16 protein-coding genes are annotated in these 12,181 nt (G+C 31.1%); 2 read left to right on the top strand and 14 right to left on the bottom strand.

The features are described from left to right. Positions 1–101: 101 nt before the first annotated feature. The 14 genes from RH915_RS11225 to RH915_RS11160 all read right to left on the bottom strand — a co-directional run bounded on the left by RH915_RS11225 (position 102) and on the right by RH915_RS11160 (position 9,443). A complete protein-coding gene (locus tag RH915_RS11225) occupies positions 102–677 on the bottom strand; it encodes a stage V sporulation protein AE (RefSeq protein ID WP_310480108.1) in 576 nt (191 codons plus the stop codon). An 11-nt stretch (positions 678–688) separates the two neighbouring features. Continuing rightward, positions 689–1,045, bottom strand: a complete 357-nt coding sequence (gene spoVAE / locus RH915_RS11220; protein WP_310480107.1) for a stage V sporulation protein AE — start codon at positions 1,043–1,045, stop codon at positions 689–691. 19 nt (positions 1,046–1,064) lie between these two features. Then, a complete protein-coding gene (gene spoVAD, locus RH915_RS11215; RefSeq protein WP_310480106.1) occupies positions 1,065–2,084 on the bottom strand; it encodes a stage V sporulation protein AD in 1,020 nt (339 codons plus the stop codon). Between the two features lie 24 nt (positions 2,085–2,108). Beyond that, positions 2,109–2,540 (bottom strand): stage V sporulation protein AC, encoded by a 432-nt coding sequence (spoVAC, locus tag RH915_RS11210; RefSeq protein ID WP_331618401.1) that lies wholly within the window; start codon positions 2,538–2,540, stop codon positions 2,109–2,111. A 14-nt stretch (positions 2,541–2,554) separates the two neighbouring features. Further along, entirely contained in the window at positions 2,555–2,710 is a 156-nt protein-coding gene (locus RH915_RS11205) for a hypothetical protein (protein ID WP_310480102.1), read from the bottom strand. Positions 2,711–2,724: 14 nt separating this feature from the next. Further along, positions 2,725–3,138 (bottom strand): stage V sporulation protein AB, encoded by a 414-nt coding sequence (locus tag RH915_RS11200; protein ID WP_310480100.1) that lies wholly within the window; start codon positions 3,136–3,138, stop codon positions 2,725–2,727. A 27-nt stretch (positions 3,139–3,165) separates the two neighbouring features. Beyond that, the gene (locus tag RH915_RS11195; RefSeq protein WP_310480098.1) at positions 3,166–3,765 is read right to left on the bottom strand and encodes a stage V sporulation protein AA; all 600 of its coding nucleotides are present in this window, start codon (positions 3,763–3,765) and stop codon (positions 3,166–3,168) included. A 309-nt stretch (positions 3,766–4,074) separates the two neighbouring features. Then, positions 4,075–4,845, bottom strand: coding sequence for an RNA polymerase sporulation sigma factor SigF (gene sigF / locus RH915_RS11190; RefSeq protein ID WP_310480097.1), 771 nt, complete (start codon positions 4,843–4,845; stop codon positions 4,075–4,077). 12 nt (positions 4,846–4,857) lie between these two features. Continuing rightward, a complete protein-coding gene (gene spoIIAB / locus RH915_RS11185) occupies positions 4,858–5,295 on the bottom strand; it encodes an anti-sigma F factor (RefSeq protein WP_310480096.1) in 438 nt (145 codons plus the stop codon). 13 nt (positions 5,296–5,308) lie between these two features. Beyond that, entirely contained in the window at positions 5,309–5,644 is a 336-nt protein-coding gene (spoIIAA, locus tag RH915_RS11180; protein ID WP_310480095.1) for an anti-sigma F factor antagonist, read from the bottom strand. 192 nt (positions 5,645–5,836) lie between these two features. Beyond that, entirely contained in the window at positions 5,837–6,316 is a 480-nt protein-coding gene (moaC, locus tag RH915_RS11175) for a cyclic pyranopterin monophosphate synthase MoaC (RefSeq protein WP_310480094.1), read from the bottom strand. Between the two features lie 11 nt (positions 6,317–6,327). Then, positions 6,328–7,509, bottom strand: coding sequence for a tRNA uracil 4-sulfurtransferase ThiI (thiI, locus tag RH915_RS11170; RefSeq protein ID WP_310480092.1), 1,182 nt, complete (start codon positions 7,507–7,509; stop codon positions 6,328–6,330). Between the two features lie 4 nt (positions 7,510–7,513). Beyond that, positions 7,514–8,674 (bottom strand): cysteine desulfurase family protein, encoded by a 1,161-nt coding sequence (locus RH915_RS11165; protein ID WP_310480090.1) that lies wholly within the window; start codon positions 8,672–8,674, stop codon positions 7,514–7,516. A gap of 151 nt (positions 8,675–8,825) precedes the next feature. Then, positions 8,826–9,443 carry a lactate utilization protein gene (locus RH915_RS11160; RefSeq protein WP_310480088.1) on the bottom strand — a complete coding sequence of 206 codons (618 nt, stop codon included), beginning with the start codon at positions 9,441–9,443 and terminating at the stop codon, positions 8,826–8,828. 300 nt (positions 9,444–9,743) lie between these two features. Between RH915_RS11160 and RH915_RS11155 the strand changes: the two genes are divergently transcribed. Together RH915_RS11155 and RH915_RS11150 are read left to right on the top strand one after the other, a co-directional pair. After that, on the top strand, positions 9,744–10,736 hold the full coding sequence (locus RH915_RS11155; protein ID WP_310480087.1) for an asparaginase: 993 nt from the start codon (positions 9,744–9,746) through the stop codon (positions 10,734–10,736). Between the two features lie 137 nt (positions 10,737–10,873). Then, positions 10,874–11,893, top strand: coding sequence for a ribonuclease H-like domain-containing protein (locus tag RH915_RS11150; protein WP_310480085.1), 1,020 nt, complete (start codon positions 10,874–10,876; stop codon positions 11,891–11,893). Positions 11,894–12,181: the final 288 nt, after the last annotated feature.

Raw genomic sequence — 12,181 nt, 5'->3', positions numbered from 1 at the left:
TGGCTTTTTATTATTTCTAATTCTTGCCAGAAAAGAGTATATTTTTTCACTAAAGCACAGATTACTTTACACTACCTAACTGCATAGTAAAGGACAGGATACTAAACATCCTGTCCTTTACTTTTACTCCTTTTCATGATTTCTTGTAAAGCTTTTGTTAATATTGGTGAGCCTTTACAAGCATCGTCCTTTCCATGCATTTTTCCAATATCGCCTATACCAACGATTAGTGGTCCTTTGCAGTCATCTACAACATCAACTGTGTCGCCATATAGTATATTTCCTAAAGTAGGTATTCCATCTTTATCAACTGCACTCTTAATTATTTGACCAGTTTCATTTATTGAAAAGTCTACGTGAACCCCTTTAACTAGTGGCGTGTTTGATGCAACAACCACGATGCCTAAAATGATAATGTCCTTATGTTTATACAGCTCCTCAATTATCTTTTCCCCTACACCTTTATTTTCGTTGCCTTCATCGTCTACCATTACAACAACAGGATCATATTTAGCACTTTTTATTAGGGTAATCATTTTATCTGCATTCAAGGGGGTAGGATTCCCTCCTGAACGGGATATACACCTTCCACCAATATTTTCAACAGCTTTTTTTACTGCTCTTTTTGCACAATTATCTCCGTCGGTTACAATGATTATCTCTCTTTTTTGATCCATATATTTCTCCTTTATGGTTTTGTCTTAGGATTAAAAATAATTGCCATAGTATACCCAAAAACAACTGCTGCGGCTATTCCCCCTGCTGTAGACTTGACACCCCCAAAAAATGCACCAATGATACCATTTTCATTAACACCTTTTATGGCTCCTTTTGCTAGGGTATATCCAAAACCCGGTAGAGGAATGGTTGCTCCAGCACCAGCAACATTAACTAAAGGTTCATATACTCCTATTGCTGTTAATACAACTCCCATCGTTACAAATATAACTAGTACATGGGGTGGCGATAACTTGGTTCTATCCATTAAAAGTTGGCCTATTACACATATGATTCCACCTATTAAAAATGCATTAATATATATCATAAGGGGCCTCCTTTATGTTTTACAATACCATCTTTATCGAAACCGCATGGGCTATGCTTGGTATAGATTCTCCTTGTTGGCAGCTTGTTGTTGAAAGTAAAGCACCTGTTGCAACAAGTAATATGTGATTACATTCCTTATTAACAAGCTGCTTAAATAAGTATCCACAAAAAACTACTGCACAGCATCCTGCTCCACTTCCACCTGCATGTGTGTCTTGACAATCGTGATTAAAGATTTCTACACCACAGTCAATAAATTTATCTTCTTCTACTTTATAGTTTTCTTTTTCTAATAATTCTATAGCAATTTCTCTACCTATTTTTCCTAAGTCACCGGTTACTATTAAATCGTAGTCACTAGGCATTGATTTTGTATCTTTAAAGTGGTTTACTATCGTATTCACAGCTGCAGGGGCCATAGCTGCACCCATATTATTAACATCATTAATACCTAAGTCTATTACTTTTCCTGTTGTTACATAGGTGATATATGGTCCATGCCCTTTTCTAGATAATATAGCCGCCCCTGAACCAGTTACTGTCCACTGAGCTGTTAATTTTCTTTGATTACCCAACTCTAAGGGATTTCTAAATTGACGTTCTGCTGTTGCAAAGTGACTGGCCGTGGACACAACAACGTAATCCGCATATCCACCATCTATAATCTTTGATCCAAGACCTAAGGATTCTGTTAAAGTTGAACAGGCACTAAATAATCCATAAAAAGGTATTTGCATGTCTCTTGCAGCAAAGTTTGTTGACATTAATTGATTTAGCAGGTCTCCACCCAACATATAGTCAATATCTTGTATATTCATTAATGCTTTTTTTGTTGCTAGACAAATCGCCTCTTTAATGAACTTACTTTCAGCTTTTTCCCAACTTTTTTCGTTGAAAATGTCATCAGATACAGTTTTATCAAAATAGTTCCCTAGAGGACCCTCTCTCTCTTTAGGACCTACTATAGAAGCTACAGATAAAACTGTTGGAGGATTTTTAAATTTTACTGTTTGTTTACCTACTTTTTTAACAGCCACTTCAGTGCTCCTTTTTATCATTTATTAAACAAAATAATAGATTAAGCCAACAATGACTGAAGATGTTATACCATATACAAGAACTGGACCAGCAACAGTAAACATTTTTGAGCCAACACCTAAGACATAGCCTTCTCTTTTAAACTCCATTGCTGGTGCAACAATTGAATTTGCAAACCCAGTTATAGGGATAATAGATCCTGCTCCAGCCCGCTTTCCTATAAGATCATAAACCCCTATTCCTGTTAATAACGCTCCTATAAATATCATCACTAAAGTAGTCGCATTTGTTGCCTCTAAATGCGTTAACGCAAATTTACCTTCTATATAATCGTGTATTACCTGTCCAAATGTGCATATTAAACCACCGATTAAAAAAGCCCACAAACAATTTTTAATATAATTAGGTTTTGGTTTTTTATCCTCTACAAGTCCTTTGTAGTCATCATTCTCCAATATTTTCATTCCTCCTAGCGTGCTTCTTTTCCAATATAATTAAACGGACTAATTACAATCCTTTCTTCTTCAGTTTTCTTTTCAAAATTATGGATTTTACTTTTTTCATCTATATTTTCTAGCTTTAATGGATCAATATTTAACTTAATATAATAATCGTTACTTTTCACTTCAATCACCTTTTTTAGTTTATTATTAACCAATCTACTAGAGAGCCTATTACTTTTCCAAAAATTAGGGCATACAGAATATATATAACATATCCATCTATTTTAAATCTGCGTACGATGACGGGAATTACATTCATTACTTCTGCTAATGCTGAGGCTAACATTCCAATAAAAAAACCATTAAAAAAACCAAAAATGATTACAACATAAACTCTATTATTAAATATACTTATATCTGTTAGTGATAAAAATGCCGCTATAACACTACCTAAAATTATAATTCCTTCATATTGTCTAATATACTTATAAGTTTTTGTAAGCTGACATAGCCTTGGAACAATATCTAGTAATGTTATTAATGCTACTATTCCACTCCCCACAATTAGTCCATTACCAAATCCAACTATAGGCACGAATATATACTGCATTTTTTACACCCTCAACATTTAATATTTTTATTTTTTATTATTTTTATTATATTCATCCATATTTTGTTGATATAAAAACATTTCTACTTCTAAAGGACTGGGTTCTCTATTTATTCGTTTCTTAAATACATGGTTAAAAAATACTGACATACCAACTCCTATGCCAATTGAATATGGAATTTGCAAAAGTAAGAGCGATTCTTGTTCTTGACCAGTTATCACTTTATAGATTGTTCTATGTGCATCTTTCATATTAACATCGGAATGAAAGTTTATAATAGCTGTTATTGAACCGATGAAAAGAATAAAGCAAACTAATGCTACTTTTAATTTCGTATATTTTCTTGAGTTAATATCTTTATCTTTTTTATTAATAATGACTTCAGGTTCTCCTAGCACATTTATATTTAAGTCCTCTTTATATGAAACAATTGTATTTATTATCTTTATAATTGGAATGATATAAGTGTCTGCGTTAGTGTCTTGTATTTCATACTCTATATTGTCCAATAATACTTTTAATTTTGAGTCATTATTGACATCTATATAAACTAAATCCTTTAAATAAACTCTTTCATTTTCGTTTATATATACTTTGCCTTTTGATTGTATATATATATCTTTCATTCTAGTACCCCTTTAATATTTCAAATTTTTAATACTAAATCTGCTCTCTCAGGTTCACTGTAAGGATCCCTATTAGTATAAAAATAAAAGGCACTTACTCCTATAAAAATAGCTAGGCATAAGAATATAACTCGTTTGTTATTTGATATATAGTTAAGCATATAATCACCTTCCTTTGTGACTTATTATTTACTTAAATATCAATTTAATTCGTTGTTAAATTAGATTTACATAATAAAGTATTTCATAAGCATTAGCATACTATCTATTTCTCTTTTAATATTTAGACACAAAAAAAGAAGACTTTATTTAAGTCTTCTTCATTAATTCCTTCATTACTTTTAATACTTTTTTTTCAATTCTTGAAACTTGTACTTGCGAAATTCCAAGTACATTTGCGATCTCAGTTTGTGTTTTATCTTTAAAATATCTCATTACAATAATTTGTCTTTCTCTTTGATCTAATCTAGACAATACATCTTGTAGTACAATTTTATCGACTAGCTCCGTATTCTCATCGGACTTGCTTTCACTTACTTTATCAATAAGATGAATTGGAGACCCATCATCATGATGAATAACTTCATATAGATATTCTGGTTGTGTATTAGACTCTAATGCCATAACAATTTCTTCTTTCGTGAGCTCTAAATCTTCAGCTATCTCGTTTAATGTTGGTTCCCGTCCTAACTCTTGAAAGAGTTTATCTTTAGATAATTTAACCTTATTTGCAGTTTGTTTTAGAGATCTTGAAACTTTTATTATTCCATCATCCCGTAAAAACCTTTTAATTTCTCCTATAATCATAGGTACAGCATAAGTAGAAAATCTTACATCGAAACTTATATCAAACTTTTTTATCGCCTTAATTAGTCCAATACAACCTAATTGAAATAGATCTTCTTTTTCATATCCTCTATTACTAAATCGATTAATTATACTCCTAACAAGCCCTAAATTATTATTAACTAAAATCTCTTGAGCCCTTGAATCACCATCTTGGGCTTTAAGAATAAGTTCCATTGTTTCTTTATGTTCTAGAATTTCCTTATGTTCCCCTGATAACGCTGGAATATTCATTATATCTACCCCTTACTCTTCATTAAGGCTATTAAACTTTTTCACCATTTTTATTTTAGTTCCACTTCCAACTTCTGATATAACATCCACCTCATCCATAAATGTTTCCATAACTGTAAAGCCCATTCCTGATCTTTCTAGTTCAGGCTTTGAAGTAAACAATGGCTCCATAGCTTGCTTAATATCCTCTATACCATTCCCATCATCTTCTATTATAATCTCTAAAGTATTATCAATTATATTACACTCAACAGTAACACTCCCTAAATTACCGTCGTATCCATGTATTATTGAGTTTGTAACTGCTTCTGAAACTGCTGTTTTAATATCTGCTATTTCTTCTATGGTTGGGTCTAACTGTGCTGCAAAAGCTGCAACAACAACTCTAGCAAAAGCTTCATTCTGTGATTTGCTATCAAATTGTAGTTTCATATGATTTTTATACTCCATTCCTAACACTCCTTTATAAGCTATTCAGTGCATCTAATTGATTTTGATGTTTTCCGATTATACGATACATACCCGCTAAGCTAAATATTTTGTCCACTTTTTCTGAAACCTCTACAACAGCAACTTTACCACCTATTTGGGAAATATATTTATATCTACCAATTATAACACCAATACCTGAACTATCCATAAATCTCATATCACTTAAATTAAAAATCAGGTTTTTACACCTGTTCTTCTTAATTGTATCATCTAGTTCTTGTCTGATTTTTTCAGCAACATGATGATCTAGTTCACCTTTTAACTTTACTATGAGCGTATTTTGAACTAACTGATATTCTAATTGCAAATTATACCCCTCCTTCTACTTAATCACTAAATATTTCTATAAATAAAGTACAAGTCCTTCCATGAAAAAACACTAGTTTTGTTGTTTTTTAGATTGTTTTGCTATATTAATTAAATTTACAAAAAAAAATTAAAAGCAACTGGTTTTTTTATTACCTAGTTGCTTTTAAGACTACTTCCTGATTTTTAAACTTTATTCTTGTATTTCATAATCTCCTGACTTTCCGCCTACTTTTTTTAACACTTTAATCTCTGATATTTTCATGCTTTTGTCTATAACTTTACACATATCGTAAATTGTTAAGGCAGCAATTGAAACAGCTGTTAATGCTTCAATTTCAACTCCTGTCTTACCTGTAGTACTAATTATAGCTTTGATATCAATCTTACTATTTTGTTCGTCTATGTTAAAATGTATGTTTGCACCTGTAATGTTAATATGATGACACATAGGCACTAATTGACTTGTATTTTTAGCTGCCATTATTCCTGCTACTTGTGCAACAGCAAGGACATCGCCTTTTTGAATATCCTTGTTTATAACTCTATTTAAGGTTTTTGTATCCATATAAATACTACCTTGGGCAATTGCTTCTCTTTTTGTATTAAGCTTTACACCCACATCCACCATTTTCGCTCTGCCTTCTTCATTGAAATGAGTTAATTCATCCATACCTTCACCCTCTATCTATCTAAAGAAATATATTGCTTTTCCATATTACTTATTGCCTCATTTATTAAAAATTCTTCATCCAGATTACTCTCCGAATCTATAATTTTATTCAATCTAGGCCTAGTTACTGGATGTTTTGGTAAAAATACAGTGCAACAGTCTTCAAAGGGAAGAATAGATGTTTCATAGGTACCAATTTTTTTTGAAAGGTCAACTATGTCTACCTTATCCATTGCAATTAAAGGACGAAATACAGGGAGATCAACCGCATTATTTGTCACATGCAAGCTTTTTACTGTCTGACTAGCTACTTGGCCAATACTTTCTCCAGTTACCAATGCTTCACATCCTTGATCTAGGGCAACCCTTTGAGCAATTTTCATCATAAATCTACGTGATAGAATAGTCATTTCTTCTTCGGGGCATTTTTCATTTATTTCCTGCTGGATTGGTAGTAAGTTAACAGAATATAACTTTAAGTTTCCTGTATACTGGTAAAGAATTTTTGCCAAGTCTATTACTTTTTCTTTTGATCTATCACTAGTAAAAGGATAGCTATGGAAGTGAATTGCATCTATCTCAACACCTCTTTTTCCAACTAACCAACCTGCTACTGGACTATCAATTCCTCCTGAAAGAAGCAGTAATGCTTTTCCATTAGTTCCTAAAGGTAATCCTCCAAAACCACTTACTTTCTTACTGTATACAAATGCTATGTTTCTTACTTCAATATAAATAGTCAAATCCGGATTGTGCACATCAACTTTAATATCATCAAATTGACTTAGTACATACCCACCAACTGTTCTACTTAATTCTAATGAATTTAACTCAAATGACTTATCTGCTCTTTTAGATTCAATTTTAAATGTTTTTATTTCTTGTTCTTCTAAATTTTCTTTCACTTCTTTTACTGCCATTTCTTTGAGTAATTCTAAATTAACTTCAATCTTTTTTGCAACACTTACTGAAACTACACCAAAAACCTTTCTAACACGATCAAGAATATCATGTTCATCGTATTCTTCATCATTAAAATCAATGTATATTCGACTATGCTCTTTATATACTTTTAACTTTCCAATATCGGATATTGCATTTCTAATATGCTTTACTAATTTATCTTCAAAGAACCTTTTATTTAATCCCTTTAGTGCTATCTCGCCATATCTTATTATAAGGACTTTATCCACTTTGTCACCTCTTTATTATTTTTCTTAACTTCTGTACTTCATTTTTCATCTGTTCTACAGTATAGTCTATTTCTTCTTTCGTTGTAAACTGACTTAAGCTAATACGTATAGCACTGTCAATTTGCTCATGCTTTAAACCCATTGCTTCTAATACATGACTTATATCTTTTTTTCTTGATGTACATGCAGATCCGGATGAAATAAAAATTCCTTTTTGCTCTAAACTATGAAGCATAATCTCACTTCTTATTCCTAGAATTGAAACATTTATAATATTGGGTAGGTAATTTTCATTATCATCACTGTTAAAATGAATCTCTTCTATATTTTGATCTAAACAATTATAAAAGTAAGTTTTTAGTTTATTAATTTCATTTAATCGCTCTACATGATTTTTATCAAATATAAGCTCTACTGCTTTACTAAATCCTATTATACCAGGTACATTTTCGGTTCCTGCTCTTAGATTATACTCTTGGCTTCCACCAAAGATTATAGGACTTATTTTTACACCAGGTCTAATATATAGTCCACCGACGCCTTTAGGCCCATGAATTTTATGACCACTTATGCTATAAGCATCAATTTTAGTTTTTGCTATATTCACTTTAATTTTTCCATAGGCTTGTACTCCATCAACATGAAATAAGGTTTTAGGATTTATTTTTTTTATTAAATGACTTATCTCTTTGACCGACTGTATACTGCCCACTTCATTATTTGCATGCATTATGCTTACTAAGGCTGTATCCGGTCTAATACTTTTTTTAAATTGATCTAAACAAACAAAGCCTTGTTTATCAACATCAAGATAAGTAATATCATAGCCGTTGTTTTTAAGCGCATCAAAAGTACTTAATATGGACTTATGTTCAATTCTTGTTGTCACAATATGTTTTCCTATTCTTTTATTGCTATTAATCAGACCGTTTATAGCTAAATTATTAGCCTCTGTTCCTCCAGATGTAAAAATAAAATCTTTTTCTGCGCAACCTATTGACTTTGCAATGATATTCCTAGCTCGTCTTATTTCCTTTTCTGTTTCTAAACCCTTCTTATGTAAGGATGATGGATTTGCATATAAATTCCTTAGTGCAGATGTTATCACTTCGATAACTTCTTCATAAGGTTTTGTACTTGCAGCATTATCTAAATAAACTTCCATTTAATTTCCTCCAAAAATTACATACTGCTAATATATTAGCGAAATTATTGATTTTTGTAAACCTATATTTATGTCAAATATAAATTGCCTTTACAGACATAGTATTACCTTTTAAAAATAGACCATTCTTCTTGAACATCGAGAATCCTATTTAAAAACCTAAAGTTTCACCAACTAAATACACACTAAAATCTATATCCATTGGCTTGTTGTTAATTACAGTTGTAATATTACACATACGTTCATTGCTACGACAATCCATACATTTGCCACTTACACTACATGGTGTGTTTAAACCTAAACGTCTTGCATTTAGTGGACAACTCTCATTTTTAATTCTATTAATGGCACTATTATAATCTGGACATATTTTATTAGTACCACAAATAACTACCACTCTCTTAGGTCCAAAAAACATGGCTGCAACCCTATTTCCCACGCCATCTATGTTAATGATTTCACCATTCTCGGTAATAGCATTACTACTTGTAAGGTATATATCTGAGTTAAAGGACGCTTTTCGCCTCTCTTCATTTTGATATTTTGAATCTGTCATCCAATGCCAATAAACAGTATTACCCCGTTTTGTTAAACTTTTGTATAGATCCAGTTCCTTTATTGTCATCGAGCCACCAATGCCCACTTTATCATTTATATTAATGGTTTCCTTTAAGAGTATTTCTTTTAACTGGTGTCTATTATTAAAATATGTTGAATTTATATTTCTATTATTTAAATTATTAATTACTTTTTTTATGCGCTGATCCATTGTAAGCCTCCTTCTCCTACAAGTTATAACCACATTATATAACATACATTTTGTTTTATCAAAATATGCAATAAAAATTTTGTCAAGGTGTTGCACATTTTGTCGTAATTTGTTATAATTTATTTATGGTTATCCCCCTGATAACCTCGAATATAATCTCTATTCCCAATACCCCTTTTAAACAAACCACATTTTAGAATGTGGCCGGGCAATTGCCCGGTTTTTTTTATTTTTTGAAATTAAAATTCTTTTATAATATAGTTTTTTTACAACATACTATTATAAAGGAGGTGTTAACTTTTGAGTAAGCCAAAAGTAGCAATTATTTTTACTGGTGGTACGATCTCAATGTCAATAGATCCAAGAATTGGTGCAGCAATTCCATCATTAGAAAATGACGAAATTTTATCACTTGTAACAAATATAGATAAGTACGCTAAACTAGATGTTATTAATTTTTCAAATATACCAGGTCCACATATGACACCACACCTAATGATGGAATTAAAAGAGATTGTTGAAGCCCAACTTTTACGTGATGATATATGTGGTGTTATTGTTACTCATGGTACGGATACATTAGAAGAAACAGGTTATCTATTAGACTTAACAATTAACAATGACAAACCAATTGTTATGGTAGGGGCAATGAGAAACAGTTCAGAATTGGGCTATGATGGACCTAGTAACTTGGCAGCTGCTGTATGCACTGCTATTTCGCCATTAAGTCGTAAAAAAGGAACGCTCGTCGTAATGAATAATGAAGTTAACGCGGCAAGTGAAGTGACAAAGACAAACACACTGAGTCTAAATACATTTAAATCTCTTGACTTTGGACCTTTAGGAATTGTTGATAACGATGAAGTGATATTCTATAGAAAAGTAATAAGCAGACAACATATAATGACAAATCAATTAAACACTAATGTTGATTTAATAAAATGTGTTTCAGGAATGAATTCTAAGCTTATAGAATGTTCTATCAACACAGGAGCAAAAGGAATTATATTAGAGGCTATGGGAAGAGGTAATATTCCACCTGAAGCTTTAAAAGGCGTTGAACTAGCAATTAAATCAAATATAGCAGTAGTTCTGGTATCAAGGTGCCCAACGGGTAGAGTTATGGACAATTACGGATATGAGGGTGGCGGAAATGAACTTAGAAAAATGGGTATAATCTTTGGAGGAGATTTAGCTGGACAAAAAGCTCGGATTAAATTAATGCTTGCTCTAGGAAAAACATCTAATCTAGATAATATCCGTGAAATAATTGAAAATAATCAATATCAATAAAATCTACTTTAATCGTAATGGTCAGCTCCTTTACGATTTTTTTATTTTATTATTTCATATTAAAAGTAAGTTAGATGTTTACATAACTTTATGCTAAAATAAATAGATAACGTATTATAGTATAAATGGAGGCCATCATGAAAGTAATTAATTATCCTTGTAATAAAACTATAAAGCTCCCAAAGGTTCTTAGTGCATTTAAGGACAAACGTATTTGTATTTTTGATATTGAAACAACAGGGCTAAATAGACATAACGATAAAGTTATTCTCATAGGTTATTTTTCTATTATTAATGGTAAAGAAACTGAGATCAAGCAGATTTTTGCTGAGCATCCAAATGAGGAAAAAACGTTATTAAATTACTTTGTCAACGAGGTATTAAATTTTGATATTTTTATTACATTTAACGGCCAGAGTTTTGATATTCCTTTTCTTCAAACTCGACTAAACCATCATAACATAGAATTTAACCTTTTTCGTTTAGATCATATAGATCTGTTTAGATATGTAAAGGCATATAAATATCATTTAAATTTAGATAACTTAAAACTAAAGACTATTGAGAAATTTTTAGGTATCATTCGAGATGACACAATTACAGGTAAAGAAAGTGTTGCTTTGTACACATATTTTGTAAATACTCAGTGTAAAAAATCATTAGAAAAAATATTATTACACAATTTTGAAGATATTTTACATCTTGGTGGAGTATTAGAAATCTTAAATTATTTACCTTTACATGAACAAGAGTTTGCTACAATTCGTCATAAAATCAGTTGTCATAATACTTCAGTATTATTTACTTATAAATTACGTGATATAAAAATAGTAGAGAATAAGTTATTTATAACAGGTACCACTAATACTTCTAGTCGACAGGATATTATCTACCATGACTTCATGTACCAATTTAAGTGGTCGCCTCAAAAGGGGAATTTTGATATTGAATATATAGTAAATCGGCATGATCTAACTAGTGAAAAGTTTTTTTACGCTATTGATCTAAAAGACTTTAGATTTATAGATTCATTAGATAGTAATAAAATTATTAATGATAATCTAATTCTAGCTACCTCTCAAGAATATAACTTTGATTTGCTTTCTTTATTGATTAATAGTACTATAAATCACGTATGTGGTAACATATCGGCTTAATTGATTTGGCCAGTATTAAAATTAACTAAGATATAATTTACTAACTGCACTAAATCTCATTAATTTTTTAACACATCATATTTTTAAAATGGTATCTTTCACAAAATAGCAATTTTTTGATCCATCAACAGTATATGTAATAGTACGTAAAATGAATAAACATATTTAAACAAAAAAAAGATAGATATTTAAATAAATATCTATCTTTCACATTGGTGCCCAGAGGCGGAATCGAACCACCGACACGGGGATTTTCAGTCCCCTGCTCTACCGACTGAGCTATCTGGG

The sequence above is a fragment of the Serpentinicella sp. ANB-PHB4 genome (assembly GCF_031432315.1).
Taxonomy (GTDB): domain Bacteria; phylum Bacillota; class Clostridia; order Peptostreptococcales; family Natronincolaceae; genus Serpentinicella.
Note: the sequence above shows the minus strand (reverse complement) of the source record. Positions and strands in the feature narration are given on the sequence as shown.

Excerpts from the sequence above, each read along its gene's own strand:
- sigF (WP_310480097.1), bottom strand. The coding sequence starts at position 4,845 with ATGAATATTCCAGCGTTATCAGGGGAACATAAGGAAATTCTAGAACAT.
- RH915_RS11165 (WP_310480090.1), bottom strand. The coding sequence starts at position 8,674 with ATGGAAGTTTATTTAGATAATGCTGCAAGTACAAAACCTTATGAAGAA.
- RH915_RS11200 (WP_310480100.1), bottom strand. The coding sequence starts at position 3,138 with ATGCAGTATATATTCGTGCCTATAGTTGGATTTGGTAATGGACTAATT.
- spoIIAB (WP_310480096.1), bottom strand. The coding sequence starts at position 5,295 with ATGGAGTATAAAAATCATATGAAACTACAATTTGATAGCAAATCACAG.
- RH915_RS11225 (WP_310480108.1), bottom strand. The coding sequence starts at position 677 with ATGGATCAAAAAAGAGAGATAATCATTGTAACCGACGGAGATAATTGT.
- RH915_RS11160 (WP_310480088.1), bottom strand. The coding sequence starts at position 9,443 with ATGGATCAGCGCATAAAAAAAGTAATTAATAATTTAAATAATAGAAAT.
- moaC (WP_310480094.1), bottom strand. The coding sequence starts at position 6,316 with ATGGATGAATTAACTCATTTCAATGAAGAAGGCAGAGCGAAAATGGTG.
- RH915_RS11195 (WP_310480098.1), bottom strand. The coding sequence starts at position 3,765 with ATGAAAGATATATATATACAATCAAAAGGCAAAGTATATATAAACGAA.
- RH915_RS11150 (WP_310480085.1), top strand. The coding sequence starts at position 10,874 with ATGAAAGTAATTAATTATCCTTGTAATAAAACTATAAAGCTCCCAAAG.
- spoVAE (WP_310480107.1), bottom strand. The coding sequence starts at position 1,045 with ATGATATATATTAATGCATTTTTAATAGGTGGAATCATATGTGTAATA.